The organism is Campylobacter sp. IFREMER_LSEM_CL1097 (assembly GCF_025772225.1).
GTDB lineage: Bacteria > Campylobacterota > Campylobacteria > Campylobacterales > Campylobacteraceae > Campylobacter_D > Campylobacter_D lari_D.
This window is the reverse complement of the sequence record NZ_JAKMRT010000012.1, coordinates 13,001-38,923: the sequence shown is the minus strand read 5'-3', so window position 1 is coordinate 38,923 and position 25,923 is coordinate 13,001. Positions and strand designations below refer to the sequence as shown.

Annotated in this window: 36 protein-coding genes; 8 read left to right on the top strand and 28 right to left on the bottom strand. The window is 29.8% G+C overall.

Annotation, left to right across the window (positions count from 1 at the left end; genetic code table 11):
* Positions 1 to 6: 6 nt before the first annotated feature.
* From accD to L8W64_RS06260, 6 genes are all read left to right on the top strand, one after another.
* Positions 7 to 849 carry an acetyl-CoA carboxylase, carboxyltransferase subunit beta gene (accD, locus tag L8W64_RS06285; RefSeq protein ID WP_263673200.1) on the top strand — a complete coding sequence of 281 codons (843 nt, stop codon included), beginning with the start codon at positions 7 to 9 and terminating at the stop codon, positions 847 to 849.
* Positions 850 to 851: 2 nt separating this feature from the next.
* On the top strand, positions 852 to 1,307 hold the full coding sequence (locus tag L8W64_RS06280; protein ID WP_220566494.1) for a 23S rRNA (pseudouridine(1915)-N(3))-methyltransferase RlmH: 456 nt from the start codon (positions 852 to 854) through the stop codon (positions 1,305 to 1,307).
* 8 nt (positions 1,308 to 1,315) lie between these two features.
* Positions 1,316 to 1,672 (top strand): RNA polymerase-binding protein DksA, encoded by a 357-nt coding sequence (gene dksA / locus L8W64_RS06275; protein ID WP_133319649.1) that lies wholly within the window; start codon positions 1,316 to 1,318, stop codon positions 1,670 to 1,672.
* Positions 1,669 to 2,652: a hypothetical protein gene (locus L8W64_RS06270; protein ID WP_220566495.1), complete on the top strand. Its 984-nt coding sequence runs from the start codon at positions 1,669 to 1,671 to the stop codon at positions 2,650 to 2,652. Before dksA ends, L8W64_RS06270 begins: the two co-directional genes overlap by 4 nt.
* Positions 2,649 to 3,575 carry a tRNA dihydrouridine synthase gene (locus L8W64_RS06265; protein WP_263673199.1) on the top strand — a complete coding sequence of 309 codons (927 nt, stop codon included), beginning with the start codon at positions 2,649 to 2,651 and terminating at the stop codon, positions 3,573 to 3,575. Before L8W64_RS06270 ends, L8W64_RS06265 begins: the two co-directional genes overlap by 4 nt.
* Positions 3,576 to 3,636: 61 nt before the next feature.
* The gene (locus L8W64_RS06260) at positions 3,637 to 3,957 is read left to right on the top strand and encodes a hypothetical protein (RefSeq protein ID WP_039617382.1); all 321 of its coding nucleotides are present in this window, start codon (positions 3,637 to 3,639) and stop codon (positions 3,955 to 3,957) included.
* Here L8W64_RS06260 and recO read toward each other — a convergent pair.
* From recO to L8W64_RS06120, 28 genes are all read right to left on the bottom strand, one after another.
* On the bottom strand, positions 3,941 to 4,555 hold the full coding sequence (gene recO / locus L8W64_RS06255; RefSeq protein WP_133319653.1) for a recombination protein RecO: 615 nt from the start codon (positions 4,553 to 4,555) through the stop codon (positions 3,941 to 3,943). The genes L8W64_RS06260 and recO overlap by 17 nt on opposite strands.
* Entirely contained in the window at positions 4,556 to 5,068 is a 513-nt protein-coding gene (locus L8W64_RS06250; RefSeq protein ID WP_220566498.1) for a cysteine hydrolase family protein, read from the bottom strand. It abuts the gene before it with no gap.
* Complete coding sequence (locus L8W64_RS06245; RefSeq protein WP_263669750.1) at positions 5,061 to 5,822, bottom strand: ATP-binding protein; 762 nt, start codon at positions 5,820 to 5,822, stop codon at positions 5,061 to 5,063. The genes L8W64_RS06250 and L8W64_RS06245 overlap by 8 nt, the downstream gene beginning before the upstream one ends.
* Positions 5,819 to 6,505, bottom strand: a complete 687-nt coding sequence (locus L8W64_RS06240) for a 5'-methylthioadenosine/adenosylhomocysteine nucleosidase (RefSeq protein WP_133319656.1) — start codon at positions 6,503 to 6,505, stop codon at positions 5,819 to 5,821. The genes L8W64_RS06245 and L8W64_RS06240 overlap by 4 nt, the downstream gene beginning before the upstream one ends.
* Positions 6,502 to 7,422 (bottom strand): ACP S-malonyltransferase, encoded by a 921-nt coding sequence (gene fabD, locus L8W64_RS06235; protein WP_263661642.1) that lies wholly within the window; start codon positions 7,420 to 7,422, stop codon positions 6,502 to 6,504. Before fabD ends, L8W64_RS06240 begins: the two co-directional genes overlap by 4 nt.
* Positions 7,422 to 8,006 (bottom strand): FKBP-type peptidyl-prolyl cis-trans isomerase, encoded by a 585-nt coding sequence (locus tag L8W64_RS06230; protein WP_263660726.1) that lies wholly within the window; start codon positions 8,004 to 8,006, stop codon positions 7,422 to 7,424. Before L8W64_RS06230 ends, fabD begins: the two co-directional genes overlap by 1 nt.
* Positions 8,007 to 8,020: 14 nt before the next feature.
* The gene (locus L8W64_RS06225) at positions 8,021 to 9,013 is read right to left on the bottom strand and encodes a tetratricopeptide repeat protein (protein ID WP_263661934.1); all 993 of its coding nucleotides are present in this window, start codon (positions 9,011 to 9,013) and stop codon (positions 8,021 to 8,023) included.
* A gap of 11 nt (positions 9,014 to 9,024) precedes the next feature.
* Positions 9,025 to 9,510 carry a peptidoglycan-associated lipoprotein Pal gene (gene pal, locus L8W64_RS06220; RefSeq protein WP_133319660.1) on the bottom strand — a complete coding sequence of 162 codons (486 nt, stop codon included), beginning with the start codon at positions 9,508 to 9,510 and terminating at the stop codon, positions 9,025 to 9,027.
* A 66-nt stretch (positions 9,511 to 9,576) separates the two neighbouring features.
* Positions 9,577 to 10,776 carry a Tol-Pal system protein TolB gene (tolB, locus tag L8W64_RS06215; protein WP_133319661.1) on the bottom strand — a complete coding sequence of 400 codons (1,200 nt, stop codon included), beginning with the start codon at positions 10,774 to 10,776 and terminating at the stop codon, positions 9,577 to 9,579.
* Complete coding sequence (locus L8W64_RS06210; RefSeq protein ID WP_133319662.1) at positions 10,776 to 11,552, bottom strand: TonB C-terminal domain-containing protein; 777 nt, start codon at positions 11,550 to 11,552, stop codon at positions 10,776 to 10,778. Before L8W64_RS06210 ends, tolB begins: the two co-directional genes overlap by 1 nt.
* 3 nt (positions 11,553 to 11,555) lie before the next feature.
* Positions 11,556 to 11,945: an ExbD/TolR family protein gene (locus L8W64_RS06205; protein WP_133319663.1), complete on the bottom strand. Its 390-nt coding sequence runs from the start codon at positions 11,943 to 11,945 to the stop codon at positions 11,556 to 11,558.
* Positions 11,946 to 12,506 (bottom strand): MotA/TolQ/ExbB proton channel family protein, encoded by a 561-nt coding sequence (locus tag L8W64_RS06200; protein ID WP_133319664.1) that lies wholly within the window; start codon positions 12,504 to 12,506, stop codon positions 11,946 to 11,948.
* Complete coding sequence (gene atpC / locus L8W64_RS06195) at positions 12,506 to 12,898, bottom strand: ATP synthase F1 subunit epsilon (protein WP_133319665.1); 393 nt, start codon at positions 12,896 to 12,898, stop codon at positions 12,506 to 12,508. Before atpC ends, L8W64_RS06200 begins: the two co-directional genes overlap by 1 nt.
* Positions 12,899 to 12,900: 2 nt before the next feature.
* Complete coding sequence (gene atpD / locus L8W64_RS06190; RefSeq protein WP_133319666.1) at positions 12,901 to 14,298, bottom strand: F0F1 ATP synthase subunit beta; 1,398 nt, start codon at positions 14,296 to 14,298, stop codon at positions 12,901 to 12,903.
* Between the two features lie 14 nt (positions 14,299 to 14,312).
* Positions 14,313 to 15,197, bottom strand: coding sequence for an ATP synthase F1 subunit gamma (gene atpG, locus L8W64_RS06185; RefSeq protein WP_133319667.1), 885 nt, complete (start codon positions 15,195 to 15,197; stop codon positions 14,313 to 14,315).
* A gap of 9 nt (positions 15,198 to 15,206) precedes the next feature.
* Entirely contained in the window at positions 15,207 to 16,712 is a 1,506-nt protein-coding gene (gene atpA / locus L8W64_RS06180; protein WP_133319668.1) for a F0F1 ATP synthase subunit alpha, read from the bottom strand.
* A gap of 9 nt (positions 16,713 to 16,721) precedes the next feature.
* The gene (locus tag L8W64_RS06175) at positions 16,722 to 17,243 is read right to left on the bottom strand and encodes a F0F1 ATP synthase subunit delta (protein WP_133319669.1); all 522 of its coding nucleotides are present in this window, start codon (positions 17,241 to 17,243) and stop codon (positions 16,722 to 16,724) included.
* A complete protein-coding gene (locus tag L8W64_RS06170; RefSeq protein WP_133319670.1) occupies positions 17,243 to 17,755 on the bottom strand; it encodes a F0F1 ATP synthase subunit B in 513 nt (170 codons plus the stop codon). The genes L8W64_RS06175 and L8W64_RS06170 overlap by 1 nt, the downstream gene beginning before the upstream one ends.
* A 9-nt stretch (positions 17,756 to 17,764) precedes the next feature.
* Positions 17,765 to 18,190: a FoF1 ATP synthase subunit B' gene (locus L8W64_RS06165; RefSeq protein ID WP_133319671.1), complete on the bottom strand. Its 426-nt coding sequence runs from the start codon at positions 18,188 to 18,190 to the stop codon at positions 17,765 to 17,767.
* 63 nt (positions 18,191 to 18,253) lie between these two features.
* Complete coding sequence (locus tag L8W64_RS06160) at positions 18,254 to 19,105, bottom strand: ParB/RepB/Spo0J family partition protein (protein ID WP_263659714.1); 852 nt, start codon at positions 19,103 to 19,105, stop codon at positions 18,254 to 18,256.
* A 3-nt stretch (positions 19,106 to 19,108) separates the two neighbouring features.
* Positions 19,109 to 19,891, bottom strand: a complete 783-nt coding sequence (locus L8W64_RS06155; protein WP_012660935.1) for a ParA family protein — start codon at positions 19,889 to 19,891, stop codon at positions 19,109 to 19,111.
* On the bottom strand, positions 19,888 to 20,523 hold the full coding sequence (locus tag L8W64_RS06150; protein WP_263673198.1) for a biotin--[acetyl-CoA-carboxylase] ligase: 636 nt from the start codon (positions 20,521 to 20,523) through the stop codon (positions 19,888 to 19,890). Before L8W64_RS06150 ends, L8W64_RS06155 begins: the two co-directional genes overlap by 4 nt.
* A complete protein-coding gene (gene fmt, locus L8W64_RS06145) occupies positions 20,504 to 21,415 on the bottom strand; it encodes a methionyl-tRNA formyltransferase (RefSeq protein WP_263673197.1) in 912 nt (303 codons plus the stop codon). The genes L8W64_RS06150 and fmt overlap by 20 nt, the downstream gene beginning before the upstream one ends.
* 7 nt (positions 21,416 to 21,422) lie before the next feature.
* Entirely contained in the window at positions 21,423 to 21,878 is a 456-nt protein-coding gene (locus tag L8W64_RS06140; RefSeq protein ID WP_263673196.1) for a DUF6194 family protein, read from the bottom strand.
* Complete coding sequence (gene obgE / locus L8W64_RS06135; protein WP_263673194.1) at positions 21,878 to 22,921, bottom strand: GTPase ObgE; 1,044 nt, start codon at positions 22,919 to 22,921, stop codon at positions 21,878 to 21,880. Before obgE ends, L8W64_RS06140 begins: the two co-directional genes overlap by 1 nt.
* 95 nt (positions 22,922 to 23,016) lie before the next feature.
* The gene (gene rpmA, locus L8W64_RS06130) at positions 23,017 to 23,271 is read right to left on the bottom strand and encodes a 50S ribosomal protein L27 (protein ID WP_039649045.1); all 255 of its coding nucleotides are present in this window, start codon (positions 23,269 to 23,271) and stop codon (positions 23,017 to 23,019) included.
* A 10-nt stretch (positions 23,272 to 23,281) separates the two neighbouring features.
* On the bottom strand, positions 23,282 to 23,590 hold the full coding sequence (rplU, locus tag L8W64_RS06125) for a 50S ribosomal protein L21 (protein ID WP_263659711.1): 309 nt from the start codon (positions 23,588 to 23,590) through the stop codon (positions 23,282 to 23,284).
* 151 nt (positions 23,591 to 23,741) lie between these two features.
* Complete coding sequence (locus tag L8W64_RS06120; RefSeq protein ID WP_133319678.1) at positions 23,742 to 24,776, bottom strand: cytochrome-c peroxidase; 1,035 nt, start codon at positions 24,774 to 24,776, stop codon at positions 23,742 to 23,744.
* Between the two features lie 198 nt (positions 24,777 to 24,974).
* Here L8W64_RS06120 and plsY point away from each other — a divergent pair, with 198 nt between their 5' ends.
* Together plsY and L8W64_RS06110 are read left to right on the top strand one after the other, a co-directional pair.
* Entirely contained in the window at positions 24,975 to 25,586 is a 612-nt protein-coding gene (plsY, locus tag L8W64_RS06115; protein ID WP_263673192.1) for a glycerol-3-phosphate 1-O-acyltransferase PlsY, read from the top strand.
* The gene (locus L8W64_RS06110) at positions 25,571 to 25,888 is read left to right on the top strand and encodes a dihydroneopterin aldolase (protein ID WP_133319680.1); all 318 of its coding nucleotides are present in this window, start codon (positions 25,571 to 25,573) and stop codon (positions 25,886 to 25,888) included. Before plsY ends, L8W64_RS06110 begins: the two co-directional genes overlap by 16 nt.
* The last annotated feature ends 35 nt before the right edge of the window (positions 25,889 to 25,923 follow it).

Below are 25,923 nucleotides of genomic sequence, written 5' to 3'. Positions count from 1 at the left end.
GAGATAATGAATTTTTTAGATATTTTTTCTAGCATAAGACGCAAACAAGCCGCTCCAAGCGAAGCTCCAAATCACTGGGTAAAATGTAATTCTTGTCATGCGTTAATGTATTATAAAGAAATAGAAACTTGTTATAATGTTTGTCCTAAATGTAATTTTCATATGAGATTAAATCCTTTAAAACGCATCGAGCTACTTAGTGATGAAGATACTTTTGTAGAAATGGATAAAGATTTACATGCGATTGATCCGCTTAAATTTGTTGATAGTAAATCATATAAAAAAAGATTGGCAGAAAATGAAGAAAAAACAGGAAGAAAAAGCGCTATAATAAGTGGCGAGTGCAATATAGATGGCATTAAAACTCAATTAGTTGTTTTTGATTTTTCTTTCATGGGTGGAAGTTTGGGCTCAGTAGAAGGTGAAAAAATTCTTAGAGCTATTGAAAGGGCAATTGAGAAAAAAACTCCTGTTGTTATAGTGAGCGCAAGTGGTGGAGCTAGAATGCAAGAAAGCACTTATTCTTTAATGCAAATGAGCAAAACAAGTGCAGCATTAAAGCTATTATCAGAAGAAAAGCTTCCCTATATTTCTGTCTTAACTGATCCAACTATGGGTGGGGTGAGTGCATCGTTTGCTTGGCTTGGAGATATCATTATGGCTGAACCTGGTGCCCTAGTAGGCTTTGCAGGAGCTAGAGTTATCAAACAAACTATAGGTGCTGATTTACCAGAAGGCTTTCAAAAGGCCGAATTTTTACTTGAACATGGATTGATTGATGCTATTGTAGAAAGAAATGAACATAAAAAATTTATAGCAGATTTTTTAAGATTTTTTTCTAAAAATTAAAAATGCATATTAATCTTTTAAGCATTCAAAAAAACAATAATAATGAATTTAGTAAAATAGATGAGCACTACACCAAGCTCATCAAAAAATTTTGCAATTTTAATGATATTTGTATTTTTAACAATAAAATTAATTTAGCACAAAATACCAATACCATAGAAGCAAAAAAATCTTATACAAACGCGCTAAATCCTTATAAAAAAGGTTTTTGCATAGCTTTAGATGAAAAGGGTAGAGAGCTTACAAGTGTAGAATTTGCTAAATTATTACAAGATAAAAATGAAATTTCTTTTTTTATAGGTGGCGCTTATGGCCTTGAAAAAGAATTCATCGCACAAATGCATACAAGCATAGCTCTTAGCAAAATGACTTTAGTGCATAAATTTGCTAAAACTATGCTTTTAGAACAAATTTATCGTGCATTTTGCATTAATACAAATCATCCATACCACAAATAGGAGCATTTATGCAAGAGTTAAATCTTGAAGAATTTAAAAATATATTACTTCAAAGACAAAAAGAAATTTTACAAGAACTTCAAGGTAATATAGACAATATCCATGATCTGCAAGATAGTGAACCAAGAGATGAAGTTGATTTACAGCAAATTGACAACAGCTCACATATTGACTTAAAAATCAATGAAAATTTAAAAACAGAATTAGAAGAAATTAAACATTCATTAAGCAAAATAGATAACAATACTTATGGAATTTGTGAGTATTGTGATGAAGATATACATCCTGAAAGACTCAAAGTAAAACCTCACGCAAAATATTGTATAAATTGTCGTGAAAACTTAGAAAAAAGGAAAGAATTATGAAAGTAAAATTATTTTTCTTTGCAAGTTTAGTTTATCTTTTAATCGTAGCAGCCTTAGTTTATAATCTAAATTTGGGAAATTACACTTTCACAATTTCTACTTTTGAGCTAAATTTACCTATCAGCTTGTGGGTAATTTTACCTGCATTTATTTTGATGGTTTTAGCTTTATTGCATATGAGTTTTTATGGCTTTTTAAAACATTTACAATACAAAAATCTTATTAAAGATAGCAAAAATTATGAAAATTTTTTAATTGATGTATTTTTGAAAAAAATAAGTAAAATTAAATTTAAAACTCAAGAATTTCAAGATATAGCCAAAAACACTCAAGCTCTTTATTTTAAAGAAAAAAATCAAAATACAAAAATAGATGATATTATAAATATTTTAGAGCAGTTAGACAAAAAGGAATTTGTGGAATTAAAAAAATACAAACTCGATCCACATAATGAAATTTTCATTTTAAATGAAAAAAATCATTTCCAAAAAGATAGCGACTATGCTTTTTCTTTTATTAAAAACAAAGAAACTCTGACAAATGAATTAGAAAATTTTGCTTATAAAATGGTATTAGATAATGCACCTTATAGCCAAATTAAAACACTAAAAATACAAAAAAATCAAGATGATATTTTATTACTTTTGGATAGATTTGAAAAAGAAAATTTGGAATTAAATCATGCTGAAATCGAAGTTTTGCTTAGCATGAATACCTTAGATGATAAATCATATTTACAATGCACAAAAATACTTTGTAAAAAAATAGAGCCTCAAATATTAATTGCTTTATTTAAAAAGTTAAAAGATAGTCATTCTCAAGCTTTAAGAGCTTATCTTTATACTTTAGCAGAATTTGGTATGTATGATGAATTGCTTAATGAATTAGGAAATGATCAAAACGAACATAAGGATTTTAGACTCTTGCTCTTTTTAAGAGAACATAATAAAAAAATAGAACTTGAAAAATTTATACAATGATAGATTTTAGTAAAAAACCTTTGTTTTTAGCTCCTATGGCAGGTTTTTCAGACTTGCCTTTGAGAAATTTAGTTAAGCAATTTGGGGCTGATGTAACAATTAGTGAGATGATAAGTTCTAATGCTTTAGTGTATGAAAGCTCAAAAACTCTTAAAATGTTGGAAAAAGCTGAACTTGAGAATCCTTATATAGTTCAAATTGCAGGCTCGGATGAAAGTGTGATTCAAAGAGCGGTAGAAATATTAAATCGTTTTGATTTTATAGATGGGATTGATTTTAATTGCGGCTGTCCTGTAAGTAAAGTTATAAAACAATGTGCAGGTAGTGCTCTTTTGCAAGATCTTGATAAATTGCAAAGAATTTTAGAACTTATCAAAAAAACAAGCAATAAAAAGCTAACTAGTGTCAAAGTAAGATTAGGGTTTGAAAAAAAAGATCCTATTACCATTGCTAAAGCATGTGAAAATGCTGGGGTAGATTTTATCAGTATGCATGGTCGCACTAGAAAACAAATGTATAGTGGAAATTCTGATTATGAAGCTATAGCTTTAGCTAAAGAAAATATCAAAATTCCTTTAGTTGCAAATGGCGATATTAGCACAGAAAATGCTAAAGAAGTTTTTAAAATAACAAATTGTGATGCATTGATGATAGGGCGTGCAAGCATAGGAAAACCTTGGATATTTCACGAGGTAAAAACTGGCAAAAAAATCGATAAAACTTTAAAAAACAAAATCATCTTTACGCATTTTGAAGAAATGCTAAAACATTACAAAGAACAAGGTATAAGCATATTTAGAAAGCACTTACATGAATATTCTAAAGGCTATGAAGATGCTTCAAATTTTAGAGATTGTGTTAATCGCATTAATGATGCAGAAATTATGCGAAAATATATGCAAGAATTTTTCAATAAGGAATGATTTTTGCTTGTAAATTTCTAAGCAATATGAATGAAGAGATACCATAAAACAAGGAAGGTTCATGGCAGCTCATATCAATTCAAAAGGGATTTACAAAGCATTAGGTGGCATTAGAACAAGTGCAAATAATCTAGCAGCACATGCTTCAAAGCTTAACAATCAAAGTTTAAATTTCGAGCAAGTTTTACAACAAACACAACCAAAATGTATAAGCACTTGCTTACAAAGCTCCCAAAAACAACTTGGAAATTTGCTTGAAGATATTAAAAATAGCAAGGAAGCTATTATAAAAAATACACATATTGATAGTGCAAATATCATCGCAAAATTAAGACAAGAGGCTATTATGATGTATGATATTACTCTTAAAAACCCTCTTTAATGATTTTATATAAATTATCAATATATTCATCGCTAAAATGCGATGAATTAAAATTTTCATAAAACCTCACAAGATCTTTAGCTTTAAACTCATAGCCAAAAGCACATTTTTTATGCGCAGGCAAAAAAGCCCTTATCAATACAACATCTTCTTTTATACACTCATCACATAAAAAGCAAATAAAATCCTTATGCAAGCGTCCTTCAAAGCTTAGAATCTTTAAATAAGCATCCACAATCACACGCTTGCAATCTTGTTTTTCAAAACGCTTAGCACAATCTTCTAAAAGCTCAAAATAAAAACTATCAATCTCCTCAACATCTTTTAAATGCCAATAAAAAAGCCTGATAAATTCTTGCCAAAAAAACATTTTTTCTCTATCTAAAACCCAAGAAAATCCAATATGTAAAACATCTTTTAAGCGCGGTAAAAATCTAGAACTTTCTTCAAGTTCAAAATCAATCTTATATCCATTTAGAATATTAGAATGTCTCATTCCGTAAAATCTATAACTTTTAATAACTTTTTTGGCACTTAAAAGATAAACAATCAAATCCTCATCTTTTACGCTCTGAGTGTGCAAAATAAAGCCTTGCATCTATAAAAGCTCTATGCCATAAGCTTGTAAAATTTCATAAGCACTATTTTCTAAAGATTCATTAAAACTTGCAGTAGCATTTTTATGTAAAATAATTTTAGAATTAGGCGTGGCGCTTTGAGCTAAAATAATATTACTAAATACACAAATATGCGAAACTAAGCCACAAAATTCTATACTTTCATAATGATTTTGTTTTAAAAAATTAGCCAATTCTAAACTACCAAAAGCATTCTTATAAAAGATTTTTTTTGCATTTTTTAAATACACATCAAAATCGCTTGGCATTTGCCAACCAAAAGTATCTTTAATACAATGATAAATAGGCAGTTTTTTTCCTTCTTGGGTTTTTAAATAATTCTCATCATGCGTATCAAAAGTAAAAACAACATCACCTTGATGATTTTTTAAAAGAGTAAGAATATTATCTTTTATCTTGGTAGCTTTTTCAAAACCTAAGCTACCATCGATAAAATCATTTTGATAATCAACTATAATTAAAAGTTTAGTCATTATCCTTAACCATGAAAAAACTATCCGTGTGGATATTTTCAAATGCAGTTTTTAAGCTCGTAAATAATTTTGGATTTTCTTTTTCTAAATTTGCTAAAAGCTGTTTAGCTTCTTCTCTAGCATGAGGAAATTTTACATTTTTTTCACTTAATTTCATACCAGGACAAAATTCATTACCAATTACTTCTAATTCATTATTAATAGCATTTTCCCTTAATTGTCTTTCTCTTACAAAAATCAAAGGACGGATGACTTCTATATCTCTTTTACTTTTATATTTTGGCGCTAAACTTCTAAGAGCACCATTATAAATGAAATTCATAAAAAAACTCTCTACTGCATCATCTAAATGATGAGCTATGGCTAATTTATTAAAACCATTTTCTAAGGCGTAAGTATATAAAGCACCACGTCTCATTCTTGAAAAATAGCTACAAAAGCTTGAATTTTTTCTAATGGTATCACCTGAAATTTCATAAATATTAGAATCAATAACCTCATGGTCAATACCATGTTCTTTACAGTGATTATGAAGTTTGGTGTAATCTTCACCCATGCCATAACTTAAAGTTACTGCTTTAAGTTCAAATTTAAAAGGTGCATGTGCTTGCATACGCTTTAAAAGATGAGCTAGAGCTAGAGAGTCTTTCCCGCCACTAAGTCCTAATAAAACTTTATCATTATCTCCTATTAAGGAAAACTTAGCATTTGCTTTTGCAACTTCTCTGATTAGTCTTTTGCTAAGATTTATCATAATTTCTCACAAATTTTTAAAACAAAATTAGCTGAAATTTTAGCGGATTTTTCTACAAACTCATCAAAGTCAAATTCAGCTTTTTCACCTGCCTTATCACTCATTGATCTTAAAACCAAACATGGAATTTTTAAAGCATCACATACCAAAGCCACACTAGCTCCTTCCATTTCACAAGCATCTGCATTAAAAATTTCTCTAATTTTTGCTTTTTTATTCTCATCACAAATAAATTCATCACCCGTAGCGATAATACCTGATTGTAATTTAACACCAAGTTCTTTAGCAACCTCTATGGCAAGATTATTAAGCTTATCGTCTGTTTTTATAAAAATTTCATTACCAGGAACATAACCAAGCGGATGTCCAAAAGCTGTAATATCTAAATCATATTGAGCTAATTTTGTAGCATAGATTAAATCCCCTATTTCCAAACTAGGATTAAAAGCACCAGCCACTCCTGTAAAAAGCATAAGTTCAGCTTTAAATTTTTCTATCATAATAGTCGCGCTAAGAGTGGAATTTACTTTCCCTATCTTAGAATAAGCGATGATTAATTCATGATTTTTGTATTTTGCAATATAATAAGTATTATTTGCATATTCAATTGTTTGATATTCTTTTAATGTTTCGAGTAAAGGAGTAACCTCTTCGGGCATAGCTCCTAAAATAGCTATTTTCATTTAATCACCTTTAGAATTTCATCAATATCTTCTATTTTACTTAAAGCATAAGTTTCTTTTTGAGTGATTTTTTTATTTAAGCCCTTTAACACGCTCGCACCAAATTCTATATAAAAATCCACTTCATTGTCTATTGTTTTAATGCTTTGTTTATAAAGAACAGGCTTTATAAGTTGCTCACTTAAAAGTGTTAAAGCTTGAGTTTTATCACTATATATTTTTGCATTTACATTTGAAACTACACTTTTAAAATCATCTTTTAACACAAGCTCTAGTTCTTTTGTAAGTTTTAAAGACGCATTTTTTAATAATGGACAATGGCTTGCAACACTCATATTCAAAAGCATAGCTCTTTTGGCTCCTGCATTCTTAAACTCACTCTCATAAGAAGCTAAATCAGGCTTTAAGCCCGCTACTACAATCTGTCCTTCACAATTATAATTAGCTGCAAAAATACTTTTTTGCTCACTTAATGCCTTTTGACAAAGTTCTTCTACTGCTTTATCTTCAAGTCCTAAAACCACCATCATACCAGCTTCGATTTTAGAGCAATCCTCCTGCATAAATTGGCCACGCTTGTTAACAAGTGCTATAACACCTAAAAAGTCAAATGCACCTTGAGTCGCTAAAGCACTAAATTCTCCTAGTGAATGGCCTAAACTATACTTAGCTTCTATACTAGCTTGCTCTTTTAAAGCTTCATAAGCCATTAGTGAGTTTAACACTATGGCCATTTGTGTAAATTCACTTTTATTTAAATTTTCATTTTCCTTAAAAAGCAAATTTTTAAAATCAATTTTACAATAATCACTTGCACAATCTAATAATTCTCTTGCTTTAAGTGAATTCTCATAAAAACTAAGCCCCATACCAACACTTTGAGAGCCTTGGCCTGGGAAAATAAATGCACTATTCATTAGTGTCCACCGCAGCAACCGCCACCACCATGTCCGTGGCCACCACAACATCCACCACCACCATGTCCGTGATGATGATCATGATGATGTCCTCCACCACCACATCCACAACTTCTGCTACCTGCAATAATTCCTGTTAAAATTTCATCTTCACTTGCAGCTCTAACATCTACAATATTAATTGAAAATAACAAGTCTTTTCCTGCGTAAGCATGATTATAATCAATAGTAACTTCATTCTCAGTAATTTCTCTAACAATTACTCTTACTGTATTACCATCTTCGCCTTCGCCAAAAAGCTCCATACCAACTTGCAAATCAATCCCTGCAAATTGTTCTTTTGGTAAAGTTTGCAATGCATTTGCATCATATTCACCCAAAGCATTTTCTTTTTTTATCACAATATCAGCATTACATGGGGCATCAAGTTTTTGAATTTCCTCTTCTAGTCCTTCTAAAATTTGACCCTTACCTAAAATAAAAGAAATAGGTTCAGCATAAATATTTGATTCTAAAACTTCATTTGTGTTTGCATCTTTTAACTCATAAAACATTGAAACTACACTATTTTTTTCTATAGCCATTTTATCTCCTTTTTTTATTTTCTATCTGGCGAAACTTTTGCTTCAGGACTATCAGGATAAGCTGTCTTTAAAGCTTTGTAAAATTTATTAGCACTTTTTGGATCCCCAACTTTATCTAAGCTAATAGCCGTATGATAAAGTAATTTTGGCACATAATCACCCTTGGTGCTTATAGCAGAACTTTTTTTGTAAAATCCCAAAGCGCCTGCATAATCTTTTTGTTTATATCTTATCTCTCCAAGCCAAAAAGTAGATCTAGCAGGTTTATAATGGATACTAATTAAATGCTCAAATTTTTCTTTTGCATCATCAAATTGATTTTTATTGGTTTCATCAATAGCTTTTTTTAAAATTTCGCTAGATTGCAGTTTTTTCCAACTATCATCTTTCGCTTGAACAATTTCTTTTTCCAAAGTCGTATTTGTTTCTTTAATGACTTCTTGTGTTTTATTGCTTTCGCTAGCAATAGGAACAACTTGGATATTATTTGTTTGATTTTGCACTCTAGCTATTTCCGATTGAAAAAAAGTTATGGTTTGGTTCATATCTTCTTTAGAAACATAATCATCATTAATTTTATTGATCAAAGTTGTTATTTCGCTCAATACTTTTTGAATTTCTTGGTGATTTTTTTCTTGAATTTGCCTATTTTCTTCTACATAAGCTCTTAAATTTTGAATTTCTTTTGTGATATTTGCATCAAAATTTTGATAGTTTTCTTCTAGTGAAAGTAATTTTGTATTTGCTTTAGAATATTGAGCATTTAAACCCTCGGTTACACTTTGTAAACCTTCTATATTTTCTACAGCAGTATTTATCTTACTAGTCAAATTAGTATAATATTCATTTAAAGCTTTTAAGCGTTCTTGATTTTCGTATTGTAATTTTTCATTTTGAGTTAAGCCATAAGGTGTTTTTGTATCTACTTTTCCTGCATCAAATGCTGAAATTTCAGCGTATAAAAAAGTAGCTCCTAAAAGAGCTACTGATAATAATTTGATTTTCATTTATTTAAAACTTATTTTGATAATTTAAATTCTGCACGACGATTTTGCGCATCACAAGCTTTTGTTCTTTCAGTACATACAGGATTAGTTTCTCCATAACTTTTTACGCTTATTCTATCTGCGCTAACACCTTGAGCTACTAAAGATTCTTTAACAGCTTTAGCTCTTTTTAAACCTAGAGCTTGATTATATTCATCAGTTCCCCATTCATCGCAGTTTCCCTCAACTACAATTGCAGCATTCGCGGCTTCTTTGTTGAAAATTTCAGCATTATCTGCAACAACTTTTTGCATATCTTTTCTAACATTAAATTTATCAAAATCAAAATACACATTTGCAATAGAATTTAAAGATTCAAGATTTTCAAATCTATCAGAACCACCACTACCTTTTGATCCATCTACACTACTTGAACTGCTTACACTAGTATTTTTTGTAGCACAACCACTTACAATAACAGCAAACGCAGTAATTGAAGCAAAAATGATTTTTTTCATTGCTTTTCCCCTTTTTTATTTAAAAATCATGTTTAATTATAACAAAAAAAATACAATTTTGATATTTTACCAATCAATTGATTGAATTTTACCCACCTTTAAACCATAATGAAAAGCCCTATTTGCATTAATTCTAATGACTCCTAAGGCACTTTGTGAACCTAAATATTTAATAAATACTACACTTTCTCCATCACTTGAAAATCTTGGAAAAAGATTTTTACCATTTGCAGTGAGTTGTCTTATATAATCACTCTGGGTTGACATTAAATAAAGATTAAAAACCCCACTTTGATTTACCTCCCTGCTAGAATAAACCATATAATGTTTATAGGTAGAAACTGAAGAATTATTTTTACCATGAAAAACTACCTGTTCTGTTAAATTAGAATCTAAATTTTGCATAAAAATATTTGGATAACCTAAACGATCTGATACAAATACGATTTTTTTATCATCATCTACAAAGTTGCCATTAACATCAATACCCGTATAATTTGTAATCTGTTTTAAATCTTTTGTATCTGTATCATACAAATACACATCTGGCTGATCTTTTGGCGCCATAGTAAGTAAAATTTTTTTACCATCATCGCTAACATCAGAAGCAACCATCATACCCTTACTAGCAATGATTTTTGTGATGTTTTTATTTTTCATATTATATTTATAAAGTGTTGGAATTTCATCTTCATAAGCAGTGAAATAAAATGCATCTTGTTCTTTATTTGCCCATTTGGGAAATAAATTTAAACCTTTTGATATTAATATCTTTTGATAAGTTAAAGTATAATCTGCCAACAAAATATCACTTTGCTTATTACCTTGAGTCCTAGCTATTAAAATTTTATGATCCATCCAATCAACCGGTGCAAAACCTAATTTTCTATTCATTTGAGCGACACTTCTATGTGCTAAAAATGGATATTCTTCAATGGAAAGAATTTGCTCATAAAATCTCGTTTTTGTTTCATTTGCAGCTAAAATTTCAACATCAATATCCAAAAGCTTACCATTTTTATTTAAAACATAAGAAAAAATATAATCACCTTGTTTTTCATCTTGAGTTAATTCAAAATTTGAACTCACTTTTATATCATTAACAAGCATATTATAAAAGCTTTTTTTAAGATCTAAATCATTCAATCTTGATTGATCTTTAATATAAATTTTAGGTAATTGCATACCTTTATTTACAACAGATATTGTCGCATCTTGCCCAAATAATACTGAACAAAAAAATAAAAACGCTAATATTTTTCTCATCACTTCTCCGTTTTAAACTCAATTATATCACTAAGTTTCATTTTAATTTTTCTTATTTTACCATTTGGAGGTAAAGTTATGTATTTTCCTTCTAAATTTTGTAAAAATTCTTTTGCCTTTTTATCAAAATTATCACTATGTGCACTAGTGGTACTTAACAAATAAAAATATCCGTTATTATCAATTACAAATTCTACTTCTATACTTAAATTACCACTAGGATTGTATATTCTCCATCTATCTTCAAGATGTTTTCTAACAGCACCTAAAAATTGATCATAAACTCCTATTTTTTGTTCTATAACAGATTGTCCTAATTCTTGATTAATTTGTAGATTTTCATTTAATTGCTTAGAAAAATCATTGATTTTTTCTCTTTGAGTAAAAGTAGGTTTTTTCGATGGCATTGAAGATTGTACTTTTGTAGTTTTTTCTTCTTGATAGTCTTCTATTTTGCCAAATAACTCATTGAAAACACTAGCTTGTTGTTCTACATTTTGAGTATTAACATTTTTATTTGTAGTGTATTTTTGCAAAAGATTCTCTTCAAATAAACTTTGCAAATTTTCCTTTTGTAGCTCTTGTATCATATTTACTTGATTTTGATTTATACTATCTCCAAGTTCTATATTAATAAAACTATTGGGATCATTAGTATATTCAATAGCTTTTGGCTTATATTCGACTAACTTAAAAAATACTAAAAAAACAACAAAAAAATAAACTAAAATCGCATAAGTAAAAGCTTTAAAATTATATGTAGAATTTTCTTCCATTTTTTACTCAGTTTGCAAAGCAACTTTTTGAAAACCCAAATGCTTCATTGTTCTTAAAACACTCATTACATCATCATATTTTAAATTCTTATCCGCTCTAATGAAAACTGTTTCTTGAGTATTATATTGCACTTTTAATGCATTCATATTATCCGCAAAACTTAAAAAATTAAATTTATCTTTTCCTATAAAAATTTCTTTTTTTGCATTAATTGTTATAATTAAACTTTTGATATTTGGAGCACTTGAAGTTTTTTGTGAACCTTGAGGAAGTTGAACTTTTTCTTCATATGTAATACTTGGTGCTGTTACCATTAAAATAGCAAGCAATACAAGCATAATATCCACTAAAGGTGTAATATTTAGTTCGGGTTTTTCTTCTAAAAACATCAATTAAACCTTTGCTGAACTTACTAATACTTTTATCTCACTATCTAAAATATTAATTAGTTCATAAGCTTTGCGTTTGATAATCAAATGAAAACTATATGCAGGAATTGCCACTAAAATTCCACAACCTGTAGCTACCAAAGCTTCACTAATTTTTGGCGCAATAATACTCAAAGAATTTTGCATTTCTAAACCACCAAAAGTTTCAAGTATAGAAATAACTGTACCAAAAAGACCTATAAAAGGAGAGGTTGAAGCAATAATACTAAGCCAAGTTAATCCAATTGTGGCTTTTTTCTCAACAGAATTTTTATAAATATTCATCTTAGTTTCATCAATCTCAATACATTTTTTTAAAATTGATGCACTTTGGCTTAAATCCCTCTCTCCTCTCATCAAAGCTTCTAAAGCCTGACTTTCATCTTGCATCCATTTATTAATAAGCATTAATCTTGAAAATAAAATACTAAAACTAAGTATAAAATACACCGAAAGCCAAACCAATACAATATAAGTAATTAAGCTTGTATTTTCAAAAAAATGAAAAATTGATTGAAAATCCACTATTTTTGCCTTACATTATTATCCATCTTAGCAAAAGTAGAAGCTAAAGCAACACTATCACTACTCATAGATTTGATTAAATCTTTTGCATCTGCTAATCTTTTTGCTATTTCACTATCACTATTTCCTCCAACCCACACAGCACCTTTTGCTAAAACGCTTACTTTCGTTTCAGAAACTTTTGCATGACCTGAATCAATAGCAACTAACTCATGGGTAGAATCTGATTTTTCAATATCTATAATCCCTGCCCTTAAAGAAGAAATTAAAGATGCATGTCCTTTTAAAACACCAAATTCACCTTCACTTCCAGGAAGAACAATAGATTTTACATTATCATTGTAAATCATACCAAGAGGCGTTACCACCTCTATATGTATTAAATTATCCATTATTAAGCCTTAAGTTTTTCTGCTTTTTCAATAACTTCATCAATTCCACCTACCATATAGAAAGCATTTTCAGGTAAATGGTCATATTTTCCTTCTAAAATACCTTTAAAACCTGCTATTGTATCTTCTAAACTAATATATTTACCAGGACTTCCTGTAAATACTTCAGCAACGAAGAATGGTTGAGATAGGAATTTTTCAATTTTTCTTGCTCTTTCAACGATCAATTTATCTTCTTCACTCAATTCATCCATACCTAAAATAGCAATAATATCTTGCAAATCTTTGTATTTTTGAAGTACTGATTGTACTCCACGAGCTACTTTATAATGCTCTTCACCAATAATTTGTGGATCAAGCATTCTTGAAGTAGAATCAAGCGGATCAACAGCTGGATAAATACCTTTTTCAGCAATTGATCTATTTAAAACCGTAGTTGCATCTAAATGCGCAAAAACAGTTGCAGGAGCAGGGTCTGTTAAATCATCTGCTGGCACATAAACTGCTTGAACTGAAGTAATAGAACCTTTTTTAGTTGAAGTAATTCTTTCTTGGAATTTACCCATTTCGCTAGCTAAAGTTGGTTGATAGCCAACAGCTGAAGGAATTCTTCCTAAAAGTGCTGACATTTCAGAACCTGATTGTGAAAATCTAAAGATATTATCAATAAACATCAACACATCAAGTCCCATTTCATCTCTAAAATACTCAGCCATAGTAAGACCTGTTAAAGCAATACGATTTCTTGCTCCTGGTGGTTCATTCATTTGACCATAACATAATGCAACTTTATCTAAAACATTACTTTCTTTCATTTCATTGTAAAGATCATTACCCTCGCGAGTTCTTTCACCAACACCTGCAAAAACAGAATAACCGCTATGTTTAAATGCAACATTGTGGATTAACTCCATAATAATAACGGTTTTACCAACACCTGCACCACCAAAAAGTCCTACTTTGCCACCTTTTGCATAAGGAGCTAACAAATCAACTACCTTAATGCCTGTTTCAAAAATTTCACTTTTTGTACTTTGCTCTTCAAATGGAGGTGGATCTCTATGGATTGACCAATGTTTATCAAAATTGATCTCTTCGCCCTCATCAATCAAATCACCTGTTACATTGAAAATTCTTCCAAGTACTTTTTCACCCACTGGAACGCTAATTGGGTTTCCAGTCGCAACAGCCGTTAAACCCCTAACAAGACCATCAGTCATATCCATAGCGATAGTTCTTACTTTATTATCACCCAAATGCGCAGCTACTTCAAGCACTAGCTTGCATTCTTTTCCTTCTAATTCATAATTTACAATTATAGCTTCGTTAATTTGCGGAAGATATTCTTTAAATTCAACATCAACCACTGGTCCTAAAACTTGAGAAATAAAACCTTGCATCATCACTCCTAAATTTATTTCATTGACTCAACACCACTGATAATTTCTATCAATTCGGTGGTAATAGATTCTTGTCTTGCTTTATTATAAGCTAAATTGAGTTGTTTAACTCTAGCTTTTGCATTATTGGTTGCATTATCCATAGCTTGCATTCTTGCACTATGCTCAGCCGCCAAAGAATCAACTAAAGAAAAATACATATTATATTCAAAATAAGTTTTTAATAAATCATTTAAAATTTCTTCATCTTCAGGTTCTAAATCCATTAAAGATTGAGACTCTTGTTCTTCTTTGCTCGCAATAGCTTGCACTGGTAATAATTCATTAATACGAATTTCTTGCGAAATCATATTTTTATAGCCATTGTGTACAATTACAACCTTATCTGTAACTTCATTTATAAAATCATCAACTGCATTTTCAATAATAGCACAAGCTTTTTCATAATCAGGGCTAGAGCTTGTGTCTAAATATTTTTCTAAAATTTCAATATTTTGAAAATTAAAATACTCAATACCTGTTTTACCAATAGCTCTTAATCTTACCTTGATTTTTTTTGCTTTACAATCTTCGAGCATTTCATTTACTGTTTTAATAGTTTTAATGTTAAAACCGCCACACAAGCCTTTATCAGCAGTAATGAAAATAATATCCATTTTTTCAATATTGTCTTTTTTTCTAAAAAATGGAAGTTTATCATCAAGACCTTCGTATTGATTAATCTTGAAAGCAATTTCAGATAAAACTTCATCAATTTTTTGAGCAAAAATCTTTGACTTTTTAGCTGCCTCTTCTGCCTTTCTTAATTTGGCAGTAGAAACAAGCTTCATTGCATTAGTTGTTTTTTGTGTATTATGGACACTTTTTATTTTTCTTTTTATTTCTTTTAAATTAGACATTTAAAAACCTTATATATGGTTTGCTTTAAACTCACTCAACGCTTTAGCTAATTTTTCTTCCAAATCTTTATCTAAAGCTTTTTTAGTTCTAATTTGCTCAAAAATTTCTGGATATTTAGCTTCAATAAATGGATATAAGGCTGCTTCAAATTCTCCTATTTTTGAAACTGCAATATCATCTAAATATCCTTTAGTTCCTGCATAAATCATCACAACTTGATTCTCTGCTGAAAGCGGAGAATATGGAGGCTGCTTTAGAACTTCAACCATTCTTTGTCCACGCTCAAGTTGTTTTCTACTTGCTTCATCTAAATCACTTGCAAATTGTGCAAAAGCTTGCAATTCTCTATATTGAGCTAAGTCAAGTCTTAAGGTACCTGAAACTTGTTTTGTTGCTTTAATTTGTGCAGCACCACCAACACGAGACACAGATAAACCAACATTAATCGCAGGACGAATACCTGAGTTAAACAAATCTGTCTCTAAGAAAATTTGACCATCGGTAATTGAAATAACATTGGTTGGAATGTAAGCTGAAACATCTCCTGCTTGAGTTTCAATAATAGGTAATGCTGTTAAGCTTCCTGCGCCAAGCTCATCACTTAATTTACTTGCTCTTTCAAGCAATCTTGAATGTAAATAAAATACATCCCCTGGATAAGCTTCACGACCCGGAGGACGACGCAAAATCAAAGACATTTCACGATAGGCAACAGCATGCTTACTCAAATCATCATAAACAATCAACGCATGTCTTGAGTTATCTCTAAAATACTCACCCATAGTTACACCTGTATATGGAGCAAGATATTGCAATGCAGCAGGATCTGAAGCACCTGCATTTACCACTATACTATAATCCATTGCACCGTATTCTTCAAGCTTTTTAACTACTTGAGCCACTGTGCTTTGTTTTTGACCAATTGCCACATAAATACAAATAACATCTTTACCTTTTTGACTAATAATTGTATCTATTGCAACAGTAGTTTTACCCGTTTGTCTATCACCAATAATTAACTCTCTTTGTCCTCTACCAATTGGAACTAAAGCATCAATAGCTTTAATACCCGTATGTAATGGTTCATGAACACTTTTTCTAGCCATAATACCTTTTGCTTTTTCTTCCACAAAGCGATATTCACTTGTTTCAATCGCTCCCTTAGCATCAATTGGCTCACCTAAAGCATTTACAACACGGCCTATCAACGCATCACCAACTGGAACCTTTAGAAGTTTTTTTAATCTTTTTACAGAACTTCCTTCTTTTAAGCCAAGTCCCTTTCCTAAAATAACAATACCAACACTTGATTCTTCAAGGTTAAGCACCATTCCCTTTTCGCCATTTTCAAATTCAACCATCTCACCGGCCATAGCATTTTTAAGACCATAAACCTTAGCAACACCATCAGCAACTGAAATAATCTTACCGGTTTCTTCTATTTCAAGATTAAAATCAAATTTTTCAATTCTTTCTTTTATAATAGAACTAATTTCATCTGCTTTAAATTTCATCAAGTCTCCTTAAATTGCTTTTAATATATATTCATTCATTTTAGCTTTTAAGCTTTGCATTGAAAATGAAATTTCATAACCAAGTCCATCTAAGCTAATTTTTACACTGTCATTATCACTTATTTTACTATCTAATCTAATCTTTGCGTTGAATTTAAGACTAAGTTTTTCTTCTAAATTTTTAATTTCTTCTTCACTTAATTTTTCTTTTGAATAAACTTGCCCTAAAAATTCATTTTCTTTTAATGCTTTTTGTTCACTCAATTCTTTAGTAATGCTTGGAATTAACATCTCTCTATTGTTGCCAACAACTAAGCTCATAAAATTTTTAAAAGCATCACTTGGATTATCTAATAAAGAAAGTATAAAATCTAATTTTTTTTCTTGTTTAAGCTCATAAGCATTTAAAATACTTACAAATTTATCAGAAGCAAAAGCTGAACTAAGTTGTAATAAATTTGAATAAAAATTTTCAAAATCTTTTCTTTCTAATATAGCTTTTGCATAGGTTTTTGCAATTACACTTTCCATCAAGACACCTTTTTCATCATGATATTTAAAATTTCTTTTTGCTGAAGCTGTAAACTTTGATCTTCAAAAATTTCTTCTAAAACCGCTTGCACAACTTCTTTTTCCATTCTTCTTATTTCATATTCTTTATGCTCTTCATAAGTTTTTTCTAAAGCCTTAATCTCCATTTTTGTTTCAGCTTCTATTTTATCTGTAATGATTTCTGCTTCTTTTTTTGCAAGAGCAACTGCATTAATTGCTTCTTGTTTAGCTAAATCTAGTTTTTTCATCATTTCTAATTTATGATTTTTGCTTGCAATAAGTTTTTCTTGTATTTCATTCATCCTAGAGGCAATTTTTGCAATTCTTCCGTGGTAAAAATTTTTTAAAGGTGTTGCTATAAAATAATATAAAATAGCAGCAAACAAAACAAAATTAACTGCTCTTGGGATAATATCATACTCGCCACTTCCATTACCTGCTGCAAAAGCATAAAAAGGAAGCACCGATAATAATGTAATTTTTTTCAACATTTATCTTCCTTAAATTTTACTCAAGCTATCTTTAAAACTTTGCTTAAATTCTGGCATTTTTAAACGCATCTCTTCTTTTAATTCTTTTTCTTTTTCTCTTAGACTTTTTAGAAAAACATGCATTTGTTCTTCTAATTCTTTTTTCTTTATTGATAATTCTTTTTCTTGTTTTATTTTAGCTTCTTCTACTGCTTTTGCTTTGATTTGATTAATCTCATCTCTTGTTTGTATATGAATTTTTTCCAACTCATTTTCTACATTTGAAACATCATCAGAATTTTTTTTCATTTTTTCTTCGTCATTTTTAATAGTCAAATCTCTAGAATCCATAAATTTAATCAAAGGTTTATAGAGTATAGAATTTAAAATTGCTATCATAAGCAAAAAAATGACACCAGTAGCTATCATGATGGAAAAATGTACATCATTAAACATTAATACTCCTAAATAAATCTAAATAAAACGCGCAATTATACCAAAATATACCTAAAAGCATATTTAATCTAGTATTTTTAAAAATTTTAAAATCTCATTTTCGTCAGAAAAATTAACAATAATTTTTAAATCTTTCACCACTGTCTTAAATCCAAAAGATTCTATTTTTTCTTTTAAATTTAATATAGATTGATTTTGCTTATTTAAATTTGTATTTTTTTCTAAATTATTTGAATTTTTAAAATTTTTAATCAGTTTTTCTGTATCTCTTACATTAAGTTTTTGACCTATGATAGTATCAACTATCATTTTTTCTTCTTCTTTTTCAAGTCCTACTAAAACTTTTGCATGACCTTGTGAAATTTTACCTTCTATAATGAAATTTTGTGTTTGCTCATTTAAATTTAAAAGTCTTAAGGTATTAGCAATTTGTGGTCTTGACTTGTGAATAAGATCTGCTAATTTTTCTTGAGTTATGTCATGAATTTCCAATAATTCTTTATAAGAATGTGCCAATTCTATAGGATTTAAATTTTCCCTTTGGATATTTTCAATCAAAGCAAGCTCGCGTAATTTTATATCATCCACATTTAAAACTACGGCTTTAATCTGTTCTTTTTCTAAAAGCTTACATGCTCTAAATCTTCTCTCGCCAGCTATTATAATATAATCAAATTCATCTTTTTTAAAAACTACGATAGGCTGAATTAAACCATATTCTTTAATAGACCCCGCAAGCTCTTCTAAAGCTTGTGTATCAAAATTTTTCCTTGGCTGATAAGGATTTGGACTAATTAAATCTATATCAATTTCTTCTATTTTGCCTTCTTTTGATCCTAATTCTTTTTCATAAACCTCATCAATATCAGCCAAAATACTACTTAAACCTCTTCCTAATGCACTTTTTTTTGCCATTTTTTATCCTAATATAGAATGTGCTAAATTTTGATATGCTACTGAACCTGGAGATTTTATATCATAAAGTATAATAGGTTTTCCATAGCTTGGACTTTCAGCAAGTTTTACATTTCTTGGTATGATGATAAAATCATCTTCATTATCACCTGTTCTAAATAACTTTTGTTTGAAATTTTGCTTTAAATCCTCCACAGTATCTTTTGAAAGATTATTTTGTGAGCTATACATAGTTGGTAAAAAACCTTTTATTTTTAACTTTGGATTGATAGTTTTTTTCACAAATTTTATGGTGTTTAAAACCATCGCAACACCCTCAAGCGCATAAAATTCACATTGTATAGGGATAATAACACTATCGCTTGCTGCAAAAGCATTTACCGTAATGCTTCCAAGTGCAGGAGGTGAGTCAATGATAATAAAATCATAATCTTTAGCAATTTCTTTGATTTTTTCTCTTAAAATCGTTCTATATTCTCCACTTTCTTTTACTACTTCTTGTTCAATTCCAACCAAAGAAATATTTGATGGAGCTAAGTATAATTGTGGAAGTTCAGTTTTCAAAATGATTTCAGAAAGTTTTTTCCTGCCTATAAAAACATGGTAAATATTATACTCATAATTACTTCTATTAAAACCAAGTCCTGTTGTAGCATTAGCTTGTGGATCAATATCTATCAAAAGAACCTTTTTTTCAGCTACTGCTAAAGAAGCCGCTAGATTAATAGCGGTAGTAGTTTTACCTACCCCACCTTTTTGATTTGCAATAGTTATTATCTCACTCATCTTAAACTATATATCCTTTTATTATCTAACAATATAGAACCATCTTTATACAACAAAGCATCTTTTAAAGATAAAACCTTACCTTCATTATGTATAAAAAAATTTCTTGATTTTTCAAATTCTAGCATATACTTGCTAAAAATATTCTTCCATAAAATTTTCTCATCTACATAAGAAAAATACTCATTTAAAAGTTTTGCTATATCTACTTCTATATCTAAAATTTCAGCATTAAATGGAGCATATTTAAGATTAATCCCTATTCCTACAACCAAAAAATCATTGATTTTAGAACTCATCAATCCGCCTATTTTTTTATCTTCTATATAAAAATCATTGGGCCATTTAATCCATACTTTCGAATTTTTTCTTTGCAATACTTCTTTCATTAAAAATGCAAAATATATACTAGCAGAAGCCAAAGGAAGATCTTGTGCTAATTCTTGAGTTTTTATGCAAAAAGATACATGTAAATTTCCTTGCTTACTTTGCCAAGTATTATCCCTACTACCTATACCAGCACTTTGGATAAAAGCACAAATGGCTGTATTGTTAGTAATTTCTCCACTACGAATTTTATCACTTAAATAAATTTGAGTTGATTCAAGCTCATCAAAATAAACTATCTCCAAGTTTTAACCTTTTTCCATTTAAATAAGTCTTAGCGTCTAAAGCCTTTTTTCCACTTTCTTGTAAATTTTTAATCCTTAAAACACCTTTTGTACATGAAAGCAAAAAGCCTTCCTTTTCTATTTGTAAAATCACACCTGATTTTTGAGTTTTTTCACTATCGACTAATTCTATGTCTAAAAATTTCACACCATTTTCTAAAAAAATTCCGGGCCAAGGTGTAAAAGCTAAAAATTTTTGAAAAATTTCATTTGCATTATTTAAAGCAATCAAGCCATCTTCTTTTTTGATTTTTTTACAATGTGTAACTAAATTTTCATCTTGTTTTTTTGGGATAATTTTTTCAAAATTTAAAAGTGTAGAAACCGTAAGCTTAGCAGCTAAATTTGAAAGCATAATAAACACTTCAGCTGAATTTTTACCTTCTATATCACATTCTATACTTTCTAAGATTGCACCACTATCAAGCCCTTCTTCCATAAGCATAGTGCAAACCCCACTTATTTTATCCCCATTTAAAATAGCACTTTGTATAGGCGAGGCCCCGCGATATTTAGGAAGTAAGGAAGCATGTAAATTGATACAAGGAGCAATATCTAAAATTTCTTTTGGTAAAATCTTCCCATAAGCAGCAACAACTATAAAATCAGGTTTTAGGCTTTTTATTCTATTAGTTATGTTTTCATCTTTTAAGCTTTTTGGAGTGAAAATTTCTATATTTAAATTATCTTCTAAAACAAATTTTTTAGTATCACTTGGGGTTAAAATTTGTTTTCTACCCACAGGTTTATCAGGTTGGGTAAATAAAGCTTGGATATTAAACCCTTTATCAACAAGCTCTTTTAAAATACAAGTTGCATAAGATGGAGTTCCCATAAAAATGATATTTTTCATAATGCCACTATCCTTTTTTATAAGTTTTTATAGCTTTTTGATATGAAAGCTCAAGATAATCTTTAAAAATTTCAAAATTTTTTCTAGAAGGGTTGTTGATGCAAATATATCCCATATAAGCATAAATTGGATAAGGCATGATAAAATCAAGCATAGAAAAATCATAATTTAAACTAACAACCTTACCCTTTAAAGCTTTTTTAGGTTTTTTACCAAAAAGATTTTGGTAATCTTGATCACAAAGAGAGCAACTTAGACGAAATACACCTTCTCTATTTAAATTCGAAGCTTTATCATTTATGCCATCATTTTCTTTAATAGTGCAAAAATAAACTCCGTTTTTTAAAACCTTATCGGGATTATAAAAAAAGCTATGTTCTTTATAAGTAAATTTATATACCAAGCCTTTAAAATTAGACTTGATATATTCTTGAATAAAATCTATAGTTAAATTTTCACTCATCAAAGATTATTTTGACTTCTAATTTTTTTAACTTCTTCTAAAAGCATAAATTTAAGCTCTTTAAGTCCAGTTTTTTCAAGGCTTGAAACCTTGATGAAAAAACTTTGCGGATTATTTTGACTTTGCAAATAAGCTTTTAGCTCATTATAATCTTCTTCCATTTTTTGTGCAAATTCTTCGCCTAAATTTACACTATCACTTTTTGAAAGCATTAAGCCAAAATTTCTTGCATAAAGCTTGCTTGAAAATTTTTCCAATTCTTTTCTTAAAATACAAAATTGCTCTTTTAAGCTCATATCTCTTAATGGATCAAGCACAAAAAGCAAAAAAGAAGTTCTTTCTATGTGTCTTAAAAACTCAAGTCCCAAACCCCTACCATCGCTTGCACCTTCTATAATACCTGGGATATCTGCCATCACAAAAGAATTATAATCATCTACTTCAACCATACCAAGTTTTGGAGTTAACGTAGTAAATTCATAATTAGCTATTTCAGGTCTTGCATTAGATACTACGCTTATAAGAGTGGATTTTCCTACATTTGGAAAGCCCACAAGCCCAATATCTGCTATGAGTTTTAATTCTAAGCGCACACTTAAAGTTTTTCCTGCCACGCCTGGTTGGGCATAATCTGGGCGTTGATTAGTAGAGTTTTTAAAATGAGTATTACCAAGACCACCTTTACCGCCTTTTAAAAATAATTCTTTTTGGCCCTCTACTAACATATCAAGTAAAACTTCCCCACTTTGTGCGTCAATTACTTGAGTGCCTTGAGGAACGATTAATTCTAAACTCTCCCCTCTTTTGCCGTTTTTATTACGACCTAAGCCTGGCTGGCCATTTTGTGCTTTAAGTTCTTTTTTACCTTTAAAGTGTGCTAGCGTATGGGTATTATTATCACATATAAAATATACATCGCCGCCATTTCCACCATCGCCACCATCAGGCCCACCGAGTGGAACATGTTTTTCACGGCGAAAACTCACAGCACCTTTGCCACCATTACCTGAACTTAAAACTAATTTCACATTATCTATAAACATACAATCACCAAAGTATAAATTTTTAAAATGATATTATATTTTTTTTAATATATTAAGATTAAAAAGAAGAAAAAGGCTACAAAGTAGCCTTAAAATTATGCAGGATAAACAGAAACTTTTTTTCTATTTTTATCTTTTCTTTCGAATTTTACGAAACCATCAATTAAAGCAAAAATTGTATGATCTTTTCCTATGCCTACATTATTACCCGCATGAGTTGCTGTTCCTCTTTGGCGGATGATGATGTTGCCAGCGCGAACAAATTCTCCACCAAATTTTTTAACACCTAGACGACGACCTATAGAATCACGATTATTCTGAGTTGAACCTTGACCTTTCTTGTGTGCCATTCTTTACTCCTTAAGCTTTAATATCTACTACTCTAACGCGAGTAAATTGTCTTCTAAAACCGCGTTTTAATTTTGAGTCTTTTCTGCGTCTTTTTTTATAAATCACAACTTTTTTGTCTTTTCCATGAGCAATCACTTCTAAAACAACTTTTGCACCCGCAACAAACGGCGCACCTACCTTTAATTCTTTATCGCATATAGCAAGAACTTCACTTACTTCTATGCTTGATTTTGCTTCAGCTTCAAAACGATCTAGTTTAAGCTCATCACCTTGGCTTACTCTGTATTGTTTTCCACTGTGTTTTATAATAGCATACATACAGCTATCCTTTCTTAAAATATTTTGGTAGCACCATAAAGCATTATGCATAAACATAAATTTAGAAAGCTTTAATGGCTAAAAGCAGTAATTATATCTTGATTTTATATAAAGTAAGCTTAAGACGCAAAAAAGCGTCTTAAGATTTAAATTAAAGCTCTGGTTTTGGAGTTTTTTCAGTTGCTTTTGGAAGTTGAGGGTAAGTAATGCTTGGTTTTTTACCTGTTAAGGCATGTAAGAAAGTTTCTATAGAAGCTGCTTCTTTATCAGAAATTTCTATGCCAAGTTGCACACTGCCCATTTCTTTAATTGCTTCTTGTAAAGACCAAATAGCACCATTGTGAAAATACGGAGCAGTTTCAGCAATATTTCTTAAGGTTGGAGTTTTAACTAAGCCATTTGCATCACCTTTAAAATCTCCTACATTTGCAAATTTATATTTAGCTGCTACTTGGAAAGCCTGCATACTACCACCTAAATTTACCCCTGTATGACAAGCTGTACAGCCTTTATCGATGAAAGTTTTCAAACCTTCTTTTTCTTTTTTATTTAATGCTTTTGTATCACCTTCTAAGAATTTATCAAATTTAGATGGAGTTAAAAGTGTTCTTTCAAATGTAGCAATAGCATCTGCAATATTATCAAAAGTTACTCCACTGCTACCATAAACTTTTTTAAATTCTTTTACATATTCTGGCATAGAAGCTATTTTTTCTACTGCTAATTTAGCAGGAGTTGCCATTTCAGGTTCTGCTTCGATTGGCCCTTTTGCTTGGTCTGCTAAAGTTCCTGCTCTACCATCCCAAAATTGAGTTGAATTTAAAACTGAGTTATAAACTGTTGGTGAATTTAAATGATGAGGATTAGCTGTCCATTTATGTCCTACAGCAGCCGCTATACCATCAGTACCACCCATACCTAAATTATGACAGGTATTACAAGAAATCAAACCACTTTTAGAAAGTCTTGGCTCAAAATACAGCTTTTTACCAAGGTTAGCTTTCTCTTTAGAGAATTTACTAGCTTTAATACCCATTTCTTTTAATAGTTTTTCAACACCTGTCTGATCTTTTGGTAAAGGCGCCAAACCTGCAGCTTTTGCTTCATCAAGCAAAGCTTTATCGTTAGCAAAAGCAGTTGATGCAACTAATAATGATGATGCAACTAATAATGAAATTTTTTTCATTATCTACTCCTAAATAAGATAAAATAAAGCCTATTTAAAATAAACTTATTGAAAATATATCTATAATTTTCTTTAAATAATATAAAAAATTTATATTTAACAATAAAAATTATTATAGGATAAAATATCTCTTAAATATTTATTTCAGGGTTTTTTGCTATTATTACAGAGTTTTACAAAAATCTTAGGGAAAAGTAAATGGAAAATTTAATAATCTATCTTTTAGCTTATCTCATAGGCGCTATACCATTTGGGCTTTTACTAGCTCAAATCTTTGCTAAAACAAACATTAAAAATATGGGTAGTAAAAGTATAGGCGCTACAAATGTTTTAAGGGTAGTAAAAGAAAGCGATCCTAAACTAGCTAAAATACTTGCTATTGCAACCGCTATTTTAGACGCATTAAAAGGAATCATACCTATATTAGTGGCAAAATTTATGGGCTATGATGAAAATATCTTATGGACTATGGCTGTTTTAGCAGTATTTGGGCACTGCTTTTCTCCTTATTTAAAATTTGAAGGTGGCAAAGGAGTGGCTACAGGGGCTGGGGTCTTAACAGTATTTTTACCTTTTGAAATAATATCTGCGGTTTTAGCTTGGTTTATCATAGGAAAGGTATTTAAAATTTCAAGCTTAGCTTCATTAGGAGCTTTAATTGTTTTAATAGCTACTTCATTTATTTTTCATTATAACATGCCTGTGATCAACACCCATGCACCAATTTTTATTATTGCATTTATAGTAATTTATAAACATATACCAAATATTTTAAGGCTTATTGGAAAACAAGAATGCAAAGTCATATAAAAGTCAGTTTAGAATTTAAATGTATTATAGGGCTTTTGGATTTTGAAAGAATTCAAGAACAAAAAGTTATTATAGAACTAGAAGCTAAAAGTAAAAAATTTTTAGATTATGCAAAACTTTGTATTAGAATAGAAAAAATTTATAAAAAGAAAAAATTTAAAACTATAGAAAAATCTTTAAAATACATATGCAAGGATATTAAAAAACATAATAAAAAGCTTAAATTTATAAATATCACTTGTTACAAACCTGATATTATCAAAAATGCATGCGTTGGAGCTAGTCTGAGTAAAAAATATTAAAATTTTTTTAAAGAATTTTGAACATTTGCTTAATT